Here is a 15,747-nt window from a genome sequence, read left to right on the forward strand (position 1 = left end):
GCGGGCCCTGTCCGGTGCTGTTCCGACTACCGGTAGCGGGGGTCCACCGGCGGGAGCTGCTCGATCGCCTTGCCCTCGTGGACCACGCGCATCGCCCGGAACCAGGTCGGCGCCGCCACCTGGCCGCCGAAGACGCCGCCGGCGTCGTTCGTGCCGCACAGGCGGGGCGGCGCGCCGTTGCAGATGACCTGGGGCGCCACGCCGTCGGTGAAGGTCATGACCGCGCCGGCGTACTGCGGGGTCGCGCCGATGAACGCCACCGACCAGTGGTTCTCGGTCGTGCCCGTCTTGCCGATCATCGGGCGGTCCCAGCCGGTCGCGGCGGCGGCGGCCGTGCCGCCGGGCTTCGTGTCCGCGCTCATGCCGTTGGCCAGGGCGTTCGCCACCTCGGGCGCCACGGCCTGCTCGCAGCCGGCTTCCTTCAGCTGCACCGGCTGCCCGTTGCGGTCGGTGACCTTCTCCACCGGGGTCGGCGGGCACCACGTGCCGCCGCTCATGATCGTCGCCGCGACGTTCGACAGCTCCAGGATGCTGGTCGGACCGGCGCCCAGGGTGAACGAACCGCTGTTGTCGCGCTTGTAGACGTCGCCCTGCGACGGGCCGTTGGAGCCGTCCGCCTTCAGCGGGTCGCCCGCGTTGTTCACGCCCTGCATCGAGTCGCGCAGGCCGAGCCGGTAGGCCATGTCGACGACGTTGTTCAGGCCGGCCTTCTCCTCCAGGATGATGAACCCGGTGTTCGGCGACGTCGCCAGTGCCTGGGTCAGGCTCATCTTCTCCGGGTACTTGGCGGCGTTCTTGACCGTGTAGCCCTTGTTGCCGTCCTTGTAGACCCGGGACGTGTAGGTCTCCGGCACGTCGATCTGCCGGTCGATGCCGGTCACGCCCCGCTCCAGCGCGGACGCGGCGGTGAACACCTTGTAGATCGAGCCCGCGCCGAACTTCGTCACCTCGGCCGGGATGGAGTACGCGCTCTGCCCGGCCTCGGCGTTGTTGCCGAAGTCGCGGTTGGCGGCCAGCGCCCGCACGCGGTGCTTGTCGCCGCCCGGCTGCACGACCGCCATGGCGTTGGCCACGCCCGGCTGGGTCTTGGGCACCTGCGACTCGGCGGCCTCCTTGGCGGCGCGCGTCGCGATCGGGTCCATGGTGCTGTGGATCGTGTAGCCGCCGCGCAGGATCTCGTCGACCGGCAGGCCCGAGCGGTCGAGGTAGTCGACCAGGTAGCGGCAGAAGAAGCCGTAGACCGGGCCGTCGCCCGCGCCGACGCAGCCGTTGGGCAGCAGCTTCAGGTCGGGCACGACGCCGATGTCCGCGGCCTTGGCCTCGTCGGCCTTCTCCTTGGCGACCTTCTCGTCCGTGCCGAACGCGCCGTTCTCCCGCATCTTGTCGATCACGGTGTTGCGCCGCTTGATCGCGGGGTCGGGGTCGGCGCCCGGGTTGAGCCGGCTCGGCTCGTTGACCAGGCCGGCGAGCATCGCGGCCTGCGGCACGGTCAGCTTGTCGGGCGTGGTGTCGAAGTACGTGCGGGCCGCCGCGCCGACGCCGTACGTGCCGTTGCCGAACGGGACGACGTTGAGGTACGCGGTGAGGATCTCGTCCTTCGTCATCTTCTGCTCGAGCTGCGTGGCGATGCGCGCCTCGCTGATCTTGCGGCCGATCGTCGCCTCGGTCGCCTTCTCGTACGCCTCGTCGGAGCCCTTGCCGACGACGAACGCGAGGTAGTTCTTCACGTACTGCTGGGTCAGCGTCGAGGCGCCCTGGGACGTCTCACCCTCCACGCCGGCCTTGGCCGCGGCACGGGCGATGCCCTGCCAGTCGACGCCCTTGTGGTCGAAGAACCGCTTGTCCTCGATCGCGATGATCGCGGCCTTCATCGTGTCGGCGATGCCCTCGGACGGCACGGGGATGCGGTACTGGTCGTACAGGTACGCGATGGGCTGGCCGTTCATGTCCAGCACGGTGGACACGAGCGGCAGCTCGGCCTCGGTCAACTCGGCCGAGGTCTGGTCGACGGTGTCGGCCGCCCGGTTGGAGGCCAACCCGAGGCCGCCCACGACGGGGAAGAGCAGCGCCGCGACGAGCACACCCGCCATCAGGCACAACCCCACCAACTTCACCAGACCTGTCGCGCGCGCGGCGAACACTGAACCTGCAACCCCTTTCGAAGCCCGCGGGGATACCCCCCATTGACTAAGTCGCACGGCGACCACCGCAGGTTGCTCGCGGGCGGGCGGGAAAATCACGAGGGGAGATCTCCGACGACAGTCGTCGAAGTTACTCCTGCCCGATCGTGGCCGGTGCGAAACCCCGCTCGGCCGGACGGACGAGCCGCCCAGCCACGACGGGGTGACCGACCTCACGAGCGACGGGGGCCGTCGAACACCTCCAGTGTCGAACGGGTGTTCGAGGAATTCAAGATCACGATCGGGTGATCACGTCGAGCGGAGCCTGATCGTCGCGCTCGCCCGCCGCACCTCCGCGCCCGCGCCGTGCGGCAGCACGTCCTCCAGGAACCCGTACGGGCGCAGCTCGGGGTCGCCCCGCCGCGACACCGTCCGCCACCACGTCGCGATGTCGCCCCACCCCGGCGCGGACAGCGAGCCGCCGAAGTGCTGGACCGACAGCGCGGCGCACAGGTTCGCGAACCGCACCCGGTGCTCCAGCGGCCACCCGGCGAGCGTGCCGAGCACGAACCCGGCGCCGAACACGTCCCCGGCGCCGGTGGAGTCAAGCGCCGCCACGTTGAGCCCCGGCACGTCGACCCGCTCGCCGGTGGCGGAGTCGACCGCCACCGCTCCCCCGCCGCCGCGGGTCACCACCACCACGGGCACGTGCTCGGCCAGCGACGCCGCGGCCCGCTCCGGCGTGTCGCTCCTGGTGTAGCGCTGCGCCTCCACGTGGTTGGGCAGGAACACGTCGTAGCCGTCGAGCCGCCGCAGCAGCTCGGGCGCCCACACCTCGGTGCGGTCCCAGCCGATGTCGGCGAACAGCAGCGCGCCCCGCTCCCTGGCCGCCGCCACCCACCGCTCGTCGTCGGCCCCGACGTGCACGAACGCGGCGCGGGTGAGCGGCGGCGGGTCGAGCAGCTCGTCGGCGCCCACCGGCGGCCGGTGCCCGTGGGTGACCATGGACCGGTCGCGGTCCATCGCCATGGACACGGTGACCGGCGAGTGCCAGCCGTAGAACCGGCGGCAGTAGCTCAGGTCGACGCCCTCCTGCTCGGCGAGGACCTCCCAGCAGAAGTCGCCGTAGGCGTCCTCGCCGAACGCGGCGGACAGCGCCGTGCGCAGCTGGAGCCTGCTCAGCGCCACGGCGAGGTTGGCGATGCCGCCCGGGCACGAGCCCAGGCCCTCGGCCCACACCTCCGTGCCCGGTGCGGGCGGCCGGGGCAGGCCGGTGAAGATGATGTCCAGGAACACCGTCCCGGACAGCAGCACGTCGAACTCGGGGGTCGGTGGTGGCGACGGCGGTGCCATGCCCACACGATGCCAGGCGCGCTCAGCCGTCGACAGCGGCGAACATCTCGCGCATGCGGGCCAGGGCGCGGTGCTGGGCGACCCGCACGGCGCCGGGCGTGGAGCCCACGGCCGCCGCGGTCTCCTCGGCGGACAGCCCCACCGCGACCCGCAGCACGAGGATCTCCCGCTGCCGGTCGGGCAGCTTCCGGAGCAGCTGCGTGATGTGGCCGATCATCTCGCCGTTCATGGCCCGCTGCTCGGGCCCGTCCTCCGTGGTGGGGGTGTCGGGCAGCTCGGGCACGACCTCGGAGCGGCTGCGGACCGCCCGTCTTCGGGCGTCGGCGACCTTGTGCGCGGCGATGCCGTAGACGAACGCCAGGAACGAGCCGGGCTCGTACTTGTACTTGCCGAGGGCGGACACGACGGCCAGGCAGACCTCCTGGGCGATGTCCTCGGCGGAGACGAGGGTGCGCTCGCGGGAGCCGACGCGCGCCCGGCAGTAGCGCAGCACGAGCGGCTGGACGCGGGCCAGGAGCTGCCCGACCGCGCGCGGGTCGCCCGAGAGGGCCTCGTCCACCAGTTCGGACAGCTCGGCCTCGGCGAGCCACTGGGCCGTGACCCGGTCGGACCCACCGCCGGCCACCAGCCTCACCCCGGGACGGCCGGGCGCGCGGGCGCCGATTCCGACCTCGACGTCAGCTCGCACGGATGCGTGCTGCACCATCCGGCGACCTCCTCCACGCTCGCATGCCCTCCGGCCCACCCCGGCTCACTGATGAGGAGCACGAACGGGCACTCCTGATACGAAATCCGCCAAAGCTGACCACGATCGTGGTCCGCATGGCGGGAACAGCACCCGTCCGAGGGGGGATATGAGCCGTTCGGCCCAATGGTGGTCGCCGTTCCCTCACCTGCCGCACCCCCTCGCCACCGGGTGGCCCACCGGGGGACCCGCTTCGGAGCAGCGCCGTGCCGCGCCCGGCGGGCCGCCCGCGCCGGGACGTCGCCTCCGGGGCCGTCGGTCCCGCGCGGGAGGATGGTCGCCACGACCCGCCGACCGGTTGACCGAGGGGACTGCGAGCACAGTGATCGAACAGCTGGGTGTGGAGACCGACGAGGGCGTGTTCGACGCGATCGCCGCGGGCCCGGGGGACGGCCGCCCGGTGCTGTTCCTGCACGGCTTCCCGGAGGCGGCCGTCGAGTGGGAGCACCAGGTGGCGGTGCTGGGCCGCGAGGGGTTCCGGGCGGTGGCGTTCGACCAGCGCGGCTACTCGCCGGGCGTGCGACCGGCGCGGGCCGCCGACTACGGCGTCGAGGCGCTGGTCGGCGACGTGCTGGCGGTGGCCGACGCGCTCGGCTGGTCGTCGTTCGACCTGGTGGGGCACGACTGGGGCGGCGCGGTGGCGTGGTGGGTGGCGGAGGGCCACCCGGAGCGGCTGCGGAAGCTGGCCGTGGTGTCGACGCCGCACCCCGGGGCGTTCGCCGAGGCGCTGCGCACCGACGAGGACCAGCACCTGCGGTCGGGCTACATGACCGACTGGCGCAACTCGAACACCGAGAAGCGGATGCTCGCGGACGGCGCGGCGGCGCTGCGGCAGGTCTTCGAGTGGCGGGTGCCGCCGAGCCGGGTCGACGAGTACGTGCGGCGGCTGTCCGAGCCGGGCGCGCTGACCGCGGCCCTCAACTGGTACCGCGCCGGGCGGCCCGGCGGGCGGGCGGGGAAGGTGTCGGTGCCCACGATGTACGTGTGGAGCACGGAGGACGTGGCGTTCGGCTCGACGGCGGCCCTGGCGACCGGCGACTGGGTGACGGGGCCGTACCGGTTCGAGATGCTGGAGGACGTGTCGCACTGGGTGCCGGAGCAGGTCCCGGAGGTCCTGGCGGCACTCCTGTTGGAGCATCTCTCCCCCTGATTTGAACCACTGGCGGTGTGCCGGCCGTGTTCCTTGGTATGACGGAGTTGACCTACTCGGAGCGCAGGGTCGCGACCCTCGCCGCGTGTGGCCACAGCAACCGGGCGATCGCGATGCGGTTGCACATCACCGTGAGCACGGTGGAGCAGCACCTGACCAGGGTCTACCGCAAGCTGGCCGTGGCCAGCCGCACCGAGCTCAAGGGGCACCAGGCCTTAGTGTGACCCCGTGCGGGTCGCGGGGTTGGTGCTGGCCGCGGGCGCCGGGCGCAGGTTCGGCGGGCCCAAGGCGCTGGTGACGTCGGGCGGCGTGACGTGGGTCGACCGGACCTGCGCGGTGCTCGACGGGGCCGGGTGCGACCCCGTGGTCGTGGTGCTCGGCGCGTCCGCCCCCGAGGTGCGGGAGCGGGCGTCGTTGGCGCGCCGCGCGGTCGTGCACAACCCGGACTGGGCCACCGGCATGGGCTCGTCGCTGCGGGCGGGCCTGGCCGCGCTCGCCGGGGCGGGCGCGGTGGGCGGTGTCCCCGGGGTGGGCGCGCTCGCCGCGGTGGACGCGGTCGTCGTGCTGCCGGTGGACACGCCCGGCGTCACCGCGGCGGCCGTCGCGCGCCTCGTGGCGCTCGCGTCGCGCTCGGCGCTGGCGCGCGCCTCCTACGGCGGCGCGCCCGGCCACCCCGTGCTGCTCGGGGCCGACCACTGGGCGGGCGCGGCGGCGTCGGCGACGGGCGACGAGGGCGCCCGCGGCTACCTGCGCGCGCACCGCGCCCTCGACGTGCCGTGCGGCGACGTCGCGGACGGCGCGGACGTGGACCGCCCCGAGGACCTGCCGGTCACTCCTCCGGGCGCACCACCGGCAGCGGACCCGAGGTGACGCGGGGCCCCGGCAGGTCCGGCGGCAGGTCCGGCGGGAGGTCCGGGGGCGGGCCCGCGGTGGCGGGCGCGGTGTCCGGCGTCCACCGGTCGGGCCGGTCGGGTCCCCCGGCACCGGCCAGCAGCGCCTGCGCCTCGGCGGTGGCGGCCCGCACGATGGCCCGGGCCTTCCGCTCGGCCTCGGCGAGGCGGCGCTGCGTCTCCTGCTCGGTCTGGTCGAGCAGCACCACCTGCCGCCGGGCCACCTCCTCGGCGCGCTGGAGCATCTGCTCGCTGCGCTCCCGCGCGTCGGTCTCGAACGCGTCGGCCTTCTGCCGCGCCACGTGCATCAGGTAGCGGATGCACCCGGACACCGCGTTGTCCTTGGCGTACCCGGCGTGCAGCACCCGGTACTCGCCCAGCTCGCTGCGGGCGTCCTCCAGCTCGCGGGTCAGGTCGTCGACGGTGGCGCAGGCGGCGTCCCGGTCGAGCCGCAGCACCTCCAGCTCCCGGCGCAGCCGCTCCAGCTCGGCGTCCACCTCGGCCGGGTCGTAGCCGCGCCACCGGGTGCGGAAGGACGTGCCCGCGGGGAACTCGTCGATGTGCATGGCGTGCTGCCCTTCCGCCGAGACCGCGGGTCAACCCCTGGCCAGTGCCAGGAGGTCGTCCGGCGTGCCGTTGAACAGGTTCTGGTCGATCGGGGTGGACGTGTGCTGCCAGATGGAGTGCGCCATCCACGGGTGGGGCAGCGGGCCGACGCTGTCCGCGTACCTGGCCACCCACACGGGGCTGAGGCTGAAGTCGGCGGAGCGGCCGGTGCACCGGTCCCACCACAGCGTGGAGGTGTAGATCATCGGCGCGCGCCCGGTGCGCGCCCGGTAGGTCTCGGTGAACTGCTTGATCCAGGTGACCATGGCGTCCGGCGCGAGGCCGTAGCACGTGTCGTCGCCGTAGGGGTTGTACTCGACGTCGAGGGCGCCGGGCAGGGTCGTGCCGTCCGCCGCCCAGCCGCCGCCGTTGTCGACGAAGTAGTTCGCCTGGGCGACGCCGTCGGACCGGTCGGGCAGCGCGAAGTGGTAGGCGCCGCGCAGCATCCCGACCCGGTGCGACCCGTGGAACTGCTGGTCGTAGTACGGGTTGCGGTACCCGGTGCCCTCGGTGGCCTTGACGTAGGCGAACCGCTTGCCCTGGGCCCACCAGTGGTCCCAGTCCACGTCGCCCTGGTGGCTGCTGACGTCCATGCCGGCCACGGTCGGGCCGGTGGTCGTCAACGCCGTCACGCCGGCCACCACGCCCTCGTGCAGCGCGATCTGCGAACCGGCGGCGTGGTCCTGCGCGGCCTCCGCTCTCGCGGGGGCCCGCTGCTCCACCGGGGTGCGGTCGGCTGCGGCCTGCTCCCCCACGAGGCCGACCGCCGTGAGGCAGGCCAGCACGATCGCGGTCACCCACCTGTTGCTGTGCATCGGACGTTCCTCCTCGGGACGCGGACTTCTCCCCCGCGGCGCGTCGACTCGGCGTGCCGTGGTGCTCGGTCCCGGCTACCACCGGCCGGTTGTGCTGCAACGCGAAAACCGTTTTGCCACCCGTCCGAATGACAACTTCAGTATTTCTGGTGCACGGGTGGTGACCAGTCGCGATGGTCAATTCCACGTGACGGTGAACATTGGTGTTCCTCTCCCCGTTTGTGGGCACTCATCGGATGCACAACGCACGAGAGGTGAGTGCCATGAGCCGAGTCGACTGGGAGCCGTTCATCGAGTCGCTGCACGAGGCGGCCGGCGTGTGGGACCGGGCGCTGGCGTGCCGGGCCGACCTCGGCGTCGCGCTGGGCGACGACGACCCGCCGCGCGTCGTGCCGATCACCGAGGAGCAGGCGGAGCGCCTGATGAGGGCGGTGGCGTTCCTGGCGCGGCGGCTCAGCGCGGCCACCGAGAGCGTCGTCTACGCGACGGCGGAGCGGCGGTTGGCGAGCGGCGACCGCGACCCGGGCGCGGAGGCGGACGCGCTGTCGCTGACCGCGCTGCACTCGGCCGCGATGCGCCACGCGGCCGACCTGGCGAGCGCCGCCTCCGAGCGGACCGGGGTCCGGTGCGACGCGCCCGCGCCGGTACCCCCGGAAGTGCCCGCCGGCGTTTCCACCGGTTTCTCCGCGGACGTCCCGGCGCGTGTCACGGCGGACGTCCCGGCGGACGTCCCCGCGGCCGTCCCCCTCACCCCCCGGTCCGACGCGGCGTAATGTTCTCCACCAACGGGTGATGATCCCCCTTCGGGACCTGTCGCTGATTGCGGTGAACCCGTTCCGAGCCGGTTTTCGCCCCCCGGACCCGGGCCGATCCCCCGGCCATGCGCACCGCGGACAGCATCGCCAAGCTCGTCGGTCTCTGCTTCGTGGCGGGCCTGCTGGTCGCCGGCGTGGCGCTGCCGGTCGTGGGCGGCGCGGGCCTCGCGTCCAACCGCGTCAGCGACCGGGTCGCCGCCACCTCGGTCCGGCTGCTCGACGAGCCGCCGCCGCTGATGACGACGGTGACCGACAAGGACGGCGTGCCGTTCGCCTACATCTACGACCAGTACCGGGTGCTGACCCCGTCCGACCGGGTGGCGCAGGTGATGAAGGACGCCCTCGTCTCGGCCGAGGACCGCCGGTTCTACGAGCACGCCGGCGTCGACTGGCTGGCCACCGTCCGGGCCGCGATGCGCAACCAGTCGGAGGGCGAGGTCACCCAGGGCGCGTCCTCGATCACCCAGCAGTACGTGAAGAACTACCTGGTGCACGTGCTGGAGCGGCAGGACAAGGGCGGCCAGGCCGAGGCGCAGGAGCAGACGATCACGCGCAAGCTGCGCGAGGCGCGGATCGCGATGCACGTGGAAGCGGAGCTGACCAAGGACGAGATCCTCACCCGCTACCTGGACGTGGTGCCGTTCGGCGGCACCATCTACGGCATCGCGGCGGCGTCGCAGGCGTACTTCGAGACGACGCCCGACAAGCTGACCGTGCCGCAGGCCGCGATGCTCGCGGGCATGGTCAACAGCCCGACGTTCCTCGACCCGGAGGCCCGCCCGGACAAGGCGCTGGAACGGCGCAACACGATCATCGACCTGATGGTGGACAACGCGAAGCTGTCCCGCGAGCAGGCCGAGGTCGCCAAGCGCGCGCCGCTGGGCCTGGCGAACCCGGTGCGCCCGCTGCCCACCGGCTGCGTCGGCTCGGGCCCGGAGGTCGGGTTCTTCTGCTCGTACGTGGTGAACTACCTGACCACCAACGGCTTCGACCTGGAGGAGCTGAAGGTCGGCGGCTACACCGTGCGCACGACGCTGGACCGGTCGTTGACGCAGCAGGCGAAGCAGGCCGCCGAGGCGCAGGTGCCGAAGACGACGCCGGGCATCGCGAACACCGCGGCGGTCGTGCGGCCCGGCCGGGACCGGCACGAGGTCGTGGCGCTGGTCGCGAACCGCGACTACGGGCTGAAGAAGGAGGAGTTCCAGACCCAGTTCGACCTGCCGAGCGCGGTCGAGAACAAGTTCGGCGCCGGGTCGGTCTACAAGGTGTTCACGGCGGCGGCGGCGCTCGACAAGGGCATGGGCATCGAGACGGTGATCGACACGCCGAACAGCCACGTGTCGCGGGTGTTCCGGGGCGGCGCGGCGTCCTGCCCGTCGACCGGCGAGCAGGCCACGTTCTGGTACTGCCTGTCCAACCACGACAGCTCCTACCCGCCGCGGATGACGCTGAAGCAGGCGCTGGCGACGTCCCCGAACACCGGGTTCGTGATCCTGGAGGAGAAGGTCGGCCTGGGCGCGGTGATCGACATGGCCAGGCGGTTGGGGATGCGCGAGACGCTGTCCACCAACATCGCGGGCGTGGCACCGGACCAGGGCGCGGAGCGGCAGGACCTGCGCGTCTCGCAGGCGGAGTTCTACGAGTCGGCGGGCAACGCCTCGTTCACGCTGGGCCCGGCGCCGACGAACACCCTGGAGCTGGCGAACGTCGCCGCGACCATCGTCTCGGGCGGCCGGTGGTGCCGGCCGACGCCGATCGTGGAGGTGACCGACCGCTACGGCAAGAAGGTCCCGGTCGACGAGCCGCCCTGCGAGCAGGCCGTGCCCGAGGGGTTGGCCAACGCCCTGGCCGTGGGCCTGTCCGAGGACGACCAGGACCGGGGCACGGCCGCCGCGGCGGCGAAGCTCTACAACTGGACCAGGCCGGCGCTGGGCAAGACCGGCACCACCGAGGAGTACAAGTCGGCGGCGTTCATCGGCGCGACCCCGGACTACGCGGGCGCCGTGCAGGTCTTCAACGACGGCGTCACGCCGCGCGGCATCTGCGTCAACGGCGGCCCGCCCCGGCTGTGCGAGGAGGGCGACATCTACGGCGGCACGCTGCCCGCGCGCACCTGGTTCGACTTCATGACCAAGGCGCACGAGGGCCTGCCGGAGAAGCCGCTGCCCCAGGTCGAACCGCGCTACCTGCGCCCCTAGTCCCGGTCGCGCGACCGCCCGGCCCCGGTGTCCGCCGAACACCGGGGCCGTCGGCGTGCCCCGGGCCCCTGGCGTGTGGTGGGACGATCGGGTAGGACTGGCGACCGACGAAGTTGGTGTAGACCACTGGAGGCGACGCATGGCGACCGAGACCGTGACCGGGTCCGACTACGGGGACGTCGTGCGCACCCACCTGACCAGGGTGGAGAAGCAGAACGCGGCGGCCCTGGACGACGTGGCCGAGCTGGTGCTGGCCACCGTGCGCGCGGACGGCATGGTGCTGGCGGCGGGCGCGGGCCACTCGCTGGCCGCGGTCGCCGAGACGTTCTACCGGGCCGGCGGGCTGGCGTGCGTGCGCCCCGTCTACCACCCGGAGCTGCTGCCGATGCACGGCGCGGTGAGCAGCACGTCCGCCGAGCGCCGCTCGGGCCTCGCCGCCGAGGTGCTGCGCGAGACGCCCCCGGCCGCGCACGACGTGCTGTTCGTGTTCTCCACCTCCGGCGTGAACCCCTACCCCGTGGAGCTGGCCGGGCTCGCCGCCGACGCCGGGTGCCCGGTGGTCGCGGTGACGTCGGTCGCGGCGAGCGCGCTGGCGCCCCGCCGGGCGGGCACGACGCTGGCCGAGAACGCGACCGTGGTGCTGGACAACATGGTGCCGCCCGGCGACGCGACCTACCCGGCGGCGGACCCGGTGACCGCGGCGGTCTCGACGCTGGCCACCACGTTCCTGTGGAACCTGCTCATGGTGCGGCTGTTCGACAAGGCCGCCGAAGCGGGCGTGCCCCTGCCGCTGTGGCGCAGCGCCAACGTCGAGGGCGGCGACCAGGCCAACGCCGACCTGCTGCGCAAGTACCAGACCCGGGTGCCGCAGCTGGGCTGAGCCCGCGCGGAACGTTCACGATTCCTCCACGCGAACCGGTTAACCTCCGGCTCGACAGGGGGGTTCGACATGAACACGAGGACGAAGCGCTGGGTGTTGGCGGGCGGGGGCACGGCGGCCGTCGCGGTGGTCGTGGTGGGCGCGCTGCTGCTGACGTCGGGCGGCGAACCGGCGGCCGGACCGGCACCGGGGGCGACGGGAACGACGGCGCAGGCCAGGGTGGGCCCCGGTGAGGTGGCGCAGCGGTTCGCGAACGCCGTGGCCTCCGGGCAGGCGGCGGGGGCGGCGGCGCTCACCGACGCGCCCGACGCCGCGAGCGCGGCCATCGCGAGGACCGGGCAGGGCATGGCGGGCAGCGAGCTGCGCGTGCGGCTCGGCCCGGCACCCGCCGTGCCCGCCGGCGGGACGAGCACCGCGGTCGACGCGGACCTGACGTGGACGCTGCCCGGCGGCGCGCCGTTCACCTACCGCACGCGCGTGGAGCTGCGGCTGGCCGACGACCGGTGGCGGATCGCGTGGTCACCGGCCCTGCTGCACCCGCGGTTGGCCGAGGGGCAGGGGCTCGCGTACACGGCGCTGCCCGGCGACGGCGCGCTGCTCGACCGCAACGGCGCACCGGTGCCCGAGGGCTTCGCGCCCGTCGTCATGCGGTCGGTCCGCCAGGCCGTCGGCCCGCTCACCGGCACACCCGGCGCGCAGGTCGCCGCGGTCGACGCCGCGGGCGCGCCGGTCGCCGTGCTGCACCGGCAGGAACCGCAGGTCGCGAAATCGGTGACGGTGACGCTGGACCCAGCCGTGCAGGGCGCCGCGCAGGCCGCCGTGGACGGCGTCGGGCAGGCGGCCGTGCTGGTGGCCATGCAGCCGTCGACCGGCGAGCTGCTGGCCGTGGCGCAGAACGCGGTCGCCGACGGGCAGGGACCCATCGCGCTCCAGAACTTCTTCGAGCCCGGGTCGACGTTCAAGGTCGTGACCGCCACCGCCGCGCTGACCGCCGGCACCGCGAACGCCGACACACCGCTGGACTGCCCCGGCGCGGCCACCATCGGCACCCGGCGCATCACCAACGAGGACTCGTTCGAACTGGGCACCGTACCGATGCGCCGCGCGTTCGCCGCGTCCTGCAACACCAGCTTCGGCAAGCTCGCGGCCGACCTGCCCGCCGACGCGCTGCCCACCGCCGCCGGCTACTTCGGGCTGGCGTCGGACTTCACCGTCGCGGGCGTCACCACGAACACCGGCAAGGTCCCCGCCGCCGCGTCGACCGCCGCCCGCGTGGAGGCCGGCATCGGCCAGGGCGAGGTGCTGACCACGCCGTTCGGCATGGCGCTGGCCGCGGCGACCGTCGCCCAGGGCCGCACGCCGCTGCCCGGCCTCATCCGCGAGGTCCCCACCGAGGGGCAGCGACCGCCCGCCCTGCCCGGCGGGGTGGTGACCGCGCTGCGGGCGATGATGTCCGAGGTCGTCACCGGCGGCACCGCGCGGGAACTGGCCCGCTTCGGCGGGGTGCGCGGCAAGACCGGCACCGCCCAGTTCGGCGACGGCTCGCGGTCGCACGGCTGGTTCATGGGCTACCGGGGCGACCTGGCGTTCTCCGTGCTGGTGGTGGACGGCGGCTCGTCGAAGGTGGCGGTCGGCGCGACGGCGACGTTCCTCGGCGGGCTCTGACCCTCCCGCCCGCCCTCGTCGAACTGGGTCCGGTACAGCTCGGCGTAGCGGCCGTCGGCGGCCAGCAGCTCGGCGTGCGTGCCGCGTTCGACGACCCGACCGGCCTCGACGACGAGGATCTGGTCGGCGGCACGGATCGTGGACAGGCGGTGCGCGATCACCAGGGCGGTCCGGCCGCGCAGCGCCTCGGCGAGCGCGGCCTGCACCTCCGCCTCGGAGCGCGAGTCGAGGTGCGCGGTCGCCTCGTCCAGGATGACCACGCGCGGGCGGGCCAGCAGGAGGCGGGCGATCGTCAGGCGCTGGCGCTCGCCGCCGGACAACCGGTAGCCGCGTTCGCCGACGACCGTGTCGAGGCCGTCCGGCAACGAGGCGACGAGCGCGTCCAGGTGGGCCCGGCGCAGCGCGTCGCGCAGCTCGTCGTCCGTCGCGTCGGGACGCGGGTAGAGGAGGTTGGCGCGGATCGTGTCGTGGAAGAGGTGCCCGTCCTGCGTGACGACGCCGACCGCGGCCCGGACGCTGTCGGCCCTCAGCTCGCGAACGTCCACACCGGACAGGCGGACCGCGCCGGAGTCGACGTCGTAGAGGCGCGGGACGAGCGAGGCGATCGTGGACTTCCCGGCGCCCGACGAGCCGACGAGCGCGACGAGCTGTCCGGGCTCGACGGTGAAACCGATGCCGCGCAACACCTCCTCGCCGCCCCGGGAGTCCAGTGTGGCCACTGATTCGAGCGAGGCGAGCGAGACCTTGTCGGCCGCCGGGTAGGCGAAGCGCACGTCGTCGAACTCGACCCCCACCGGCCCGGGCGGCAGGTCGCGCGCCGCCGGGTCGTCCTTGATCATCGGTTCGAGGTCGAGGACCTCGAAGACGCGCTCGAACGACACCAGCGCCGTCATGATGTCGACGCGGGCGTTGGCCAGCGCGGTCAGCGGGGTGTAGAGGCGGGTCAGCAGCAGGGCGAGCGACACGACCGTGCCCGCCGCCAGGTGGCCGGTGAGGGCGAGGTAGCCGCCGAGGCCGTAGACGAGGGCCTGGGCGAGGGCCGAGACCAGGGTCAGGCCGGTGAGGAACCACCGGGTGGCCATCGCGGTGCGCACGCCGATGTCGCGCACGCGGGCCGCGCGGTCGCCGAACTCGCGCGCCTCGGCGTCCGGGCGGCCGAACAGCTTGACCAGCGTCGCGCCCGGCGCGGAGAAGCGCTCGGTCATCTGCGTCGTCATGCCCGCGTTCAGCGTGGCGGCCTCGCGCTGGAGGTCGGCCATCCGGGTGCCCATCCGGCGGGCGGGGAGCACGAAGACCGGCAGGAGGAGCAGGGCGAGGGCCGTGACCTGCCACGACAGGGTGAACATCACGACGAGCGACAGGCCGAGCTGGATGACGTTGGTGACGACGCCGGACAGCGTCGACGTGAACGCCCGCTGCGCGCCGATCACGTCGTTGTTCAGCCGGGACACCAGCGCCCCGGTGCGGGTGCGGGTGAAGAACGCCACCGGCATCCGCTGCACGTGCTCGAACACGGCGCGGCGCAGGTCGAAGATCAACCCCTCCCCGATCCGCACCGACTGCCACCGCTCGACCAGCCCGAGCCCCGCGTCGACCACCGCGACCCCCGCGATCACCACGGCGAGCCACACGACCACCGACACGTCCCAACCGCCGACGACGGCGTCCACCACGCGCCCCGCCAACACCGGCGTGCTGACCGCGAGCACCGCCGACACGACCGTGAGCAGCAGGAACACCACCAACCGCCCCCGGTGGGGCCGCGCGAACCCCCACACCCGCCGCACCGTGCCCCGCCGCACCCCGCGAGGTGCCCCCGACGCCCGCATGGCGCTGCGCATCAATCCCCAGGAACCGTCCACGCCAGACACAAACGCCCCGCGCCCCCCACCCCTTCCCCAACGCCGGAGCCGGCCACCGGAGTCGGCCACCGGAGTCCCACCCCTCCCCCGTCCCCGGAGCCCGCAGCCCTCGGGCTGTGCCACCTGACCAGCCCCGACCACGCGATCCCCCGCCTGGCCAGCCGTTCCGCGCACGATCCCCGGCGGGTTCGCGCGATCGGTCCACGCAGGCAAGCGGGCGGTGGGCGGCGGACGTGCGCCACTGGGCCACGTGCGCCGCGCGAGCGATGCGCGGCTACCCGTCGCATGCGCGGCTACCCGTCGCATGCGCGACTACCCGTCGCGATGGGCGGCTGGAGCGGCTGGAGCGCGCGGGGGCAGCGGGCTCAGGTCGGCGGGCCGGGCTCGATGAGGCGCATGCCGGTGCGGGGCAGGCGGCGGTCCGGGGCAGATGCGGCGTCCGGGGCGGGCGGCCGGGCAGCGGTCCGGGGCAGGTGCGGCGTCCGGGGCGGGCGGCCGGGCAGCGGTCCGGGGCAGGTGCGGCGTCCGGGGCGGATGCGGCATCCGGAGCAGGCGGCCGGGTGGCGGTCCGGGGCGGGCGCGGCGGTCCGGATCTGGTGGCCGGGTGGCGGTCCGGGTCCGGGGTGGGCGGCGGTCCGGGGCGGGCCG

The 15,747-nt window shown here is 73.8% G+C and carries 13 protein-coding genes; 7 read left to right on the plus strand and 6 right to left on the minus strand.

The genetic code is table 11. The features are described 5' to 3' along the window. Nucleotides 1-26: 26 nt before the first annotated feature. The 3 genes from ACR807_RS29310 to shbA form a co-directional block, all read right to left on the minus strand. Entirely contained in the window at nt 27-2,090 is a 2,064-nt protein-coding gene (locus tag ACR807_RS29310; protein WP_438924681.1) for a transglycosylase domain-containing protein, read from the minus strand. Between the two features lie 339 nt (nt 2,091-2,429). Next, a complete protein-coding gene (locus ACR807_RS29315) occupies nt 2,430-3,473 on the minus strand; it encodes a carbohydrate kinase family protein (protein WP_438924682.1) in 1,044 nt (347 codons plus the stop codon). Between the two features lie 22 nt (nt 3,474-3,495). Further along, a complete protein-coding gene (shbA, locus tag ACR807_RS29320; RefSeq protein ID WP_438924683.1) occupies nt 3,496-4,179 on the minus strand; it encodes an RNA polymerase sigma factor ShbA in 684 nt (227 codons plus the stop codon). 361 nt (nt 4,180-4,540) lie between these two features. Here shbA and ACR807_RS29325 point away from each other — a divergent pair, with 361 nt between their 5' ends. The 3 genes from ACR807_RS29325 to ACR807_RS29335 are packed head-to-tail and all read left to right on the plus strand — an operon-like array spanning nt 4,541 to nt 6,238. After that, nucleotides 4,541-5,368, plus strand: coding sequence for an alpha/beta fold hydrolase (locus ACR807_RS29325; protein WP_438924684.1), 828 nt, complete (start codon nt 4,541-4,543; stop codon nt 5,366-5,368). 38 nt (nt 5,369-5,406) lie between these two features. After that, nucleotides 5,407-5,592 carry a helix-turn-helix domain-containing protein gene (locus ACR807_RS29330; protein ID WP_077005256.1) on the plus strand — a complete coding sequence of 62 codons (186 nt, stop codon included), beginning with the start codon at nt 5,407-5,409 and terminating at the stop codon, nt 5,590-5,592. A gap of 4 nt (nt 5,593-5,596) precedes the next feature. Next, nucleotides 5,597-6,238, plus strand: coding sequence for a nucleotidyltransferase family protein (locus tag ACR807_RS29335; protein ID WP_438924685.1), 642 nt, complete (start codon nt 5,597-5,599; stop codon nt 6,236-6,238). Here the strand turns inward: ACR807_RS29335 and ACR807_RS29340 are convergent. Further along, nucleotides 6,198-6,824, minus strand: coding sequence for a DivIVA domain-containing protein (locus ACR807_RS29340; RefSeq protein ID WP_438924686.1), 627 nt, complete (start codon nt 6,822-6,824; stop codon nt 6,198-6,200). The two genes, ACR807_RS29335 and ACR807_RS29340, sit on opposite strands and share 41 nt — an antisense overlap. 30 nt (nt 6,825-6,854) lie before the next feature. Beyond that, entirely contained in the window at nt 6,855-7,679 is an 825-nt protein-coding gene (locus ACR807_RS29345) for a lysozyme (protein WP_438924687.1), read from the minus strand. Between the two features lie 263 nt (nt 7,680-7,942). Here ACR807_RS29345 and ACR807_RS29350 point away from each other — a divergent pair, with 263 nt between their 5' ends. The 4 genes from ACR807_RS29350 (at nt 7,943) to ACR807_RS29365 (ending at nt 13,237) form a co-directional block, all read left to right on the plus strand. Beyond that, nucleotides 7,943-8,452, plus strand: coding sequence for a hypothetical protein (locus tag ACR807_RS29350; protein WP_438924688.1), 510 nt, complete (start codon nt 7,943-7,945; stop codon nt 8,450-8,452). A 107-nt stretch (nt 8,453-8,559) separates the two neighbouring features. Next, nucleotides 8,560-10,692, plus strand: a complete 2,133-nt coding sequence (locus tag ACR807_RS29355; RefSeq protein WP_438924689.1) for a transglycosylase domain-containing protein — start codon at nt 8,560-8,562, stop codon at nt 10,690-10,692. 139 nt (nt 10,693-10,831) lie between these two features. Beyond that, the gene (locus ACR807_RS29360; RefSeq protein WP_438924690.1) at nt 10,832-11,572 is read left to right on the plus strand and encodes an SIS domain-containing protein; all 741 of its coding nucleotides are present in this window, start codon (nt 10,832-10,834) and stop codon (nt 11,570-11,572) included. A gap of 69 nt (nt 11,573-11,641) precedes the next feature. After that, a complete protein-coding gene (locus ACR807_RS29365; protein ID WP_438924691.1) occupies nt 11,642-13,237 on the plus strand; it encodes a penicillin-binding transpeptidase domain-containing protein in 1,596 nt (531 codons plus the stop codon). Here the strand turns inward: ACR807_RS29365 and ACR807_RS29370 are convergent. Continuing rightward, nucleotides 13,141-15,099 carry an ABC transporter ATP-binding protein gene (locus ACR807_RS29370; protein WP_438924692.1) on the minus strand — a complete coding sequence of 653 codons (1,959 nt, stop codon included), beginning with the start codon at nt 15,097-15,099 and terminating at the stop codon, nt 13,141-13,143. The genes ACR807_RS29365 and ACR807_RS29370 overlap by 97 nt on opposite strands. Nucleotides 15,100-15,747 lie beyond the last annotated feature (648 nt).

This window comes from Saccharothrix sabaoui, from assembly GCF_051756985.1.
In the GTDB taxonomy this organism is placed as follows: Bacteria; Actinomycetota; Actinomycetes; order Mycobacteriales; family Pseudonocardiaceae; genus Actinosynnema.

What these genes read in the sequence shown, in the direction of transcription:
- ACR807_RS29310 (WP_438924681.1), bottom strand. Translation starts at nt 2,090, where the DNA reads ATGGCGGGTGTGCTCGTCGCGGCGCTGCTCTTCCCCGTCGTGGGCGGC.
- ACR807_RS29315 (WP_438924682.1), bottom strand. Translation starts at nt 3,473, where the DNA reads ATGGCACCGCCGTCGCCACCACCGACCCCCGAGTTCGACGTGCTGCTG.
- shbA (WP_438924683.1), bottom strand. Translation starts at nt 4,179, where the DNA reads ATGGTGCAGCACGCATCCGTGCGAGCTGACGTCGAGGTCGGAATCGGC.
- ACR807_RS29330 (WP_077005256.1), top strand. Translation starts at nt 5,407, where the DNA reads ATGACGGAGTTGACCTACTCGGAGCGCAGGGTCGCGACCCTCGCCGCG.
- ACR807_RS29340 (WP_438924686.1), bottom strand. Translation starts at nt 6,824, where the DNA reads ATGCACATCGACGAGTTCCCCGCGGGCACGTCCTTCCGCACCCGGTGG.
- ACR807_RS29345 (WP_438924687.1), bottom strand. Translation starts at nt 7,679, where the DNA reads ATGCACAGCAACAGGTGGGTGACCGCGATCGTGCTGGCCTGCCTCACG.
- ACR807_RS29350 (WP_438924688.1), top strand. Translation starts at nt 7,943, where the DNA reads ATGAGCCGAGTCGACTGGGAGCCGTTCATCGAGTCGCTGCACGAGGCG.
- ACR807_RS29355 (WP_438924689.1), top strand. Translation starts at nt 8,560, where the DNA reads ATGCGCACCGCGGACAGCATCGCCAAGCTCGTCGGTCTCTGCTTCGTG.
- ACR807_RS29360 (WP_438924690.1), top strand. Translation starts at nt 10,832, where the DNA reads ATGGCGACCGAGACCGTGACCGGGTCCGACTACGGGGACGTCGTGCGC.
- ACR807_RS29365 (WP_438924691.1), top strand. Translation starts at nt 11,642, where the DNA reads ATGAACACGAGGACGAAGCGCTGGGTGTTGGCGGGCGGGGGCACGGCG.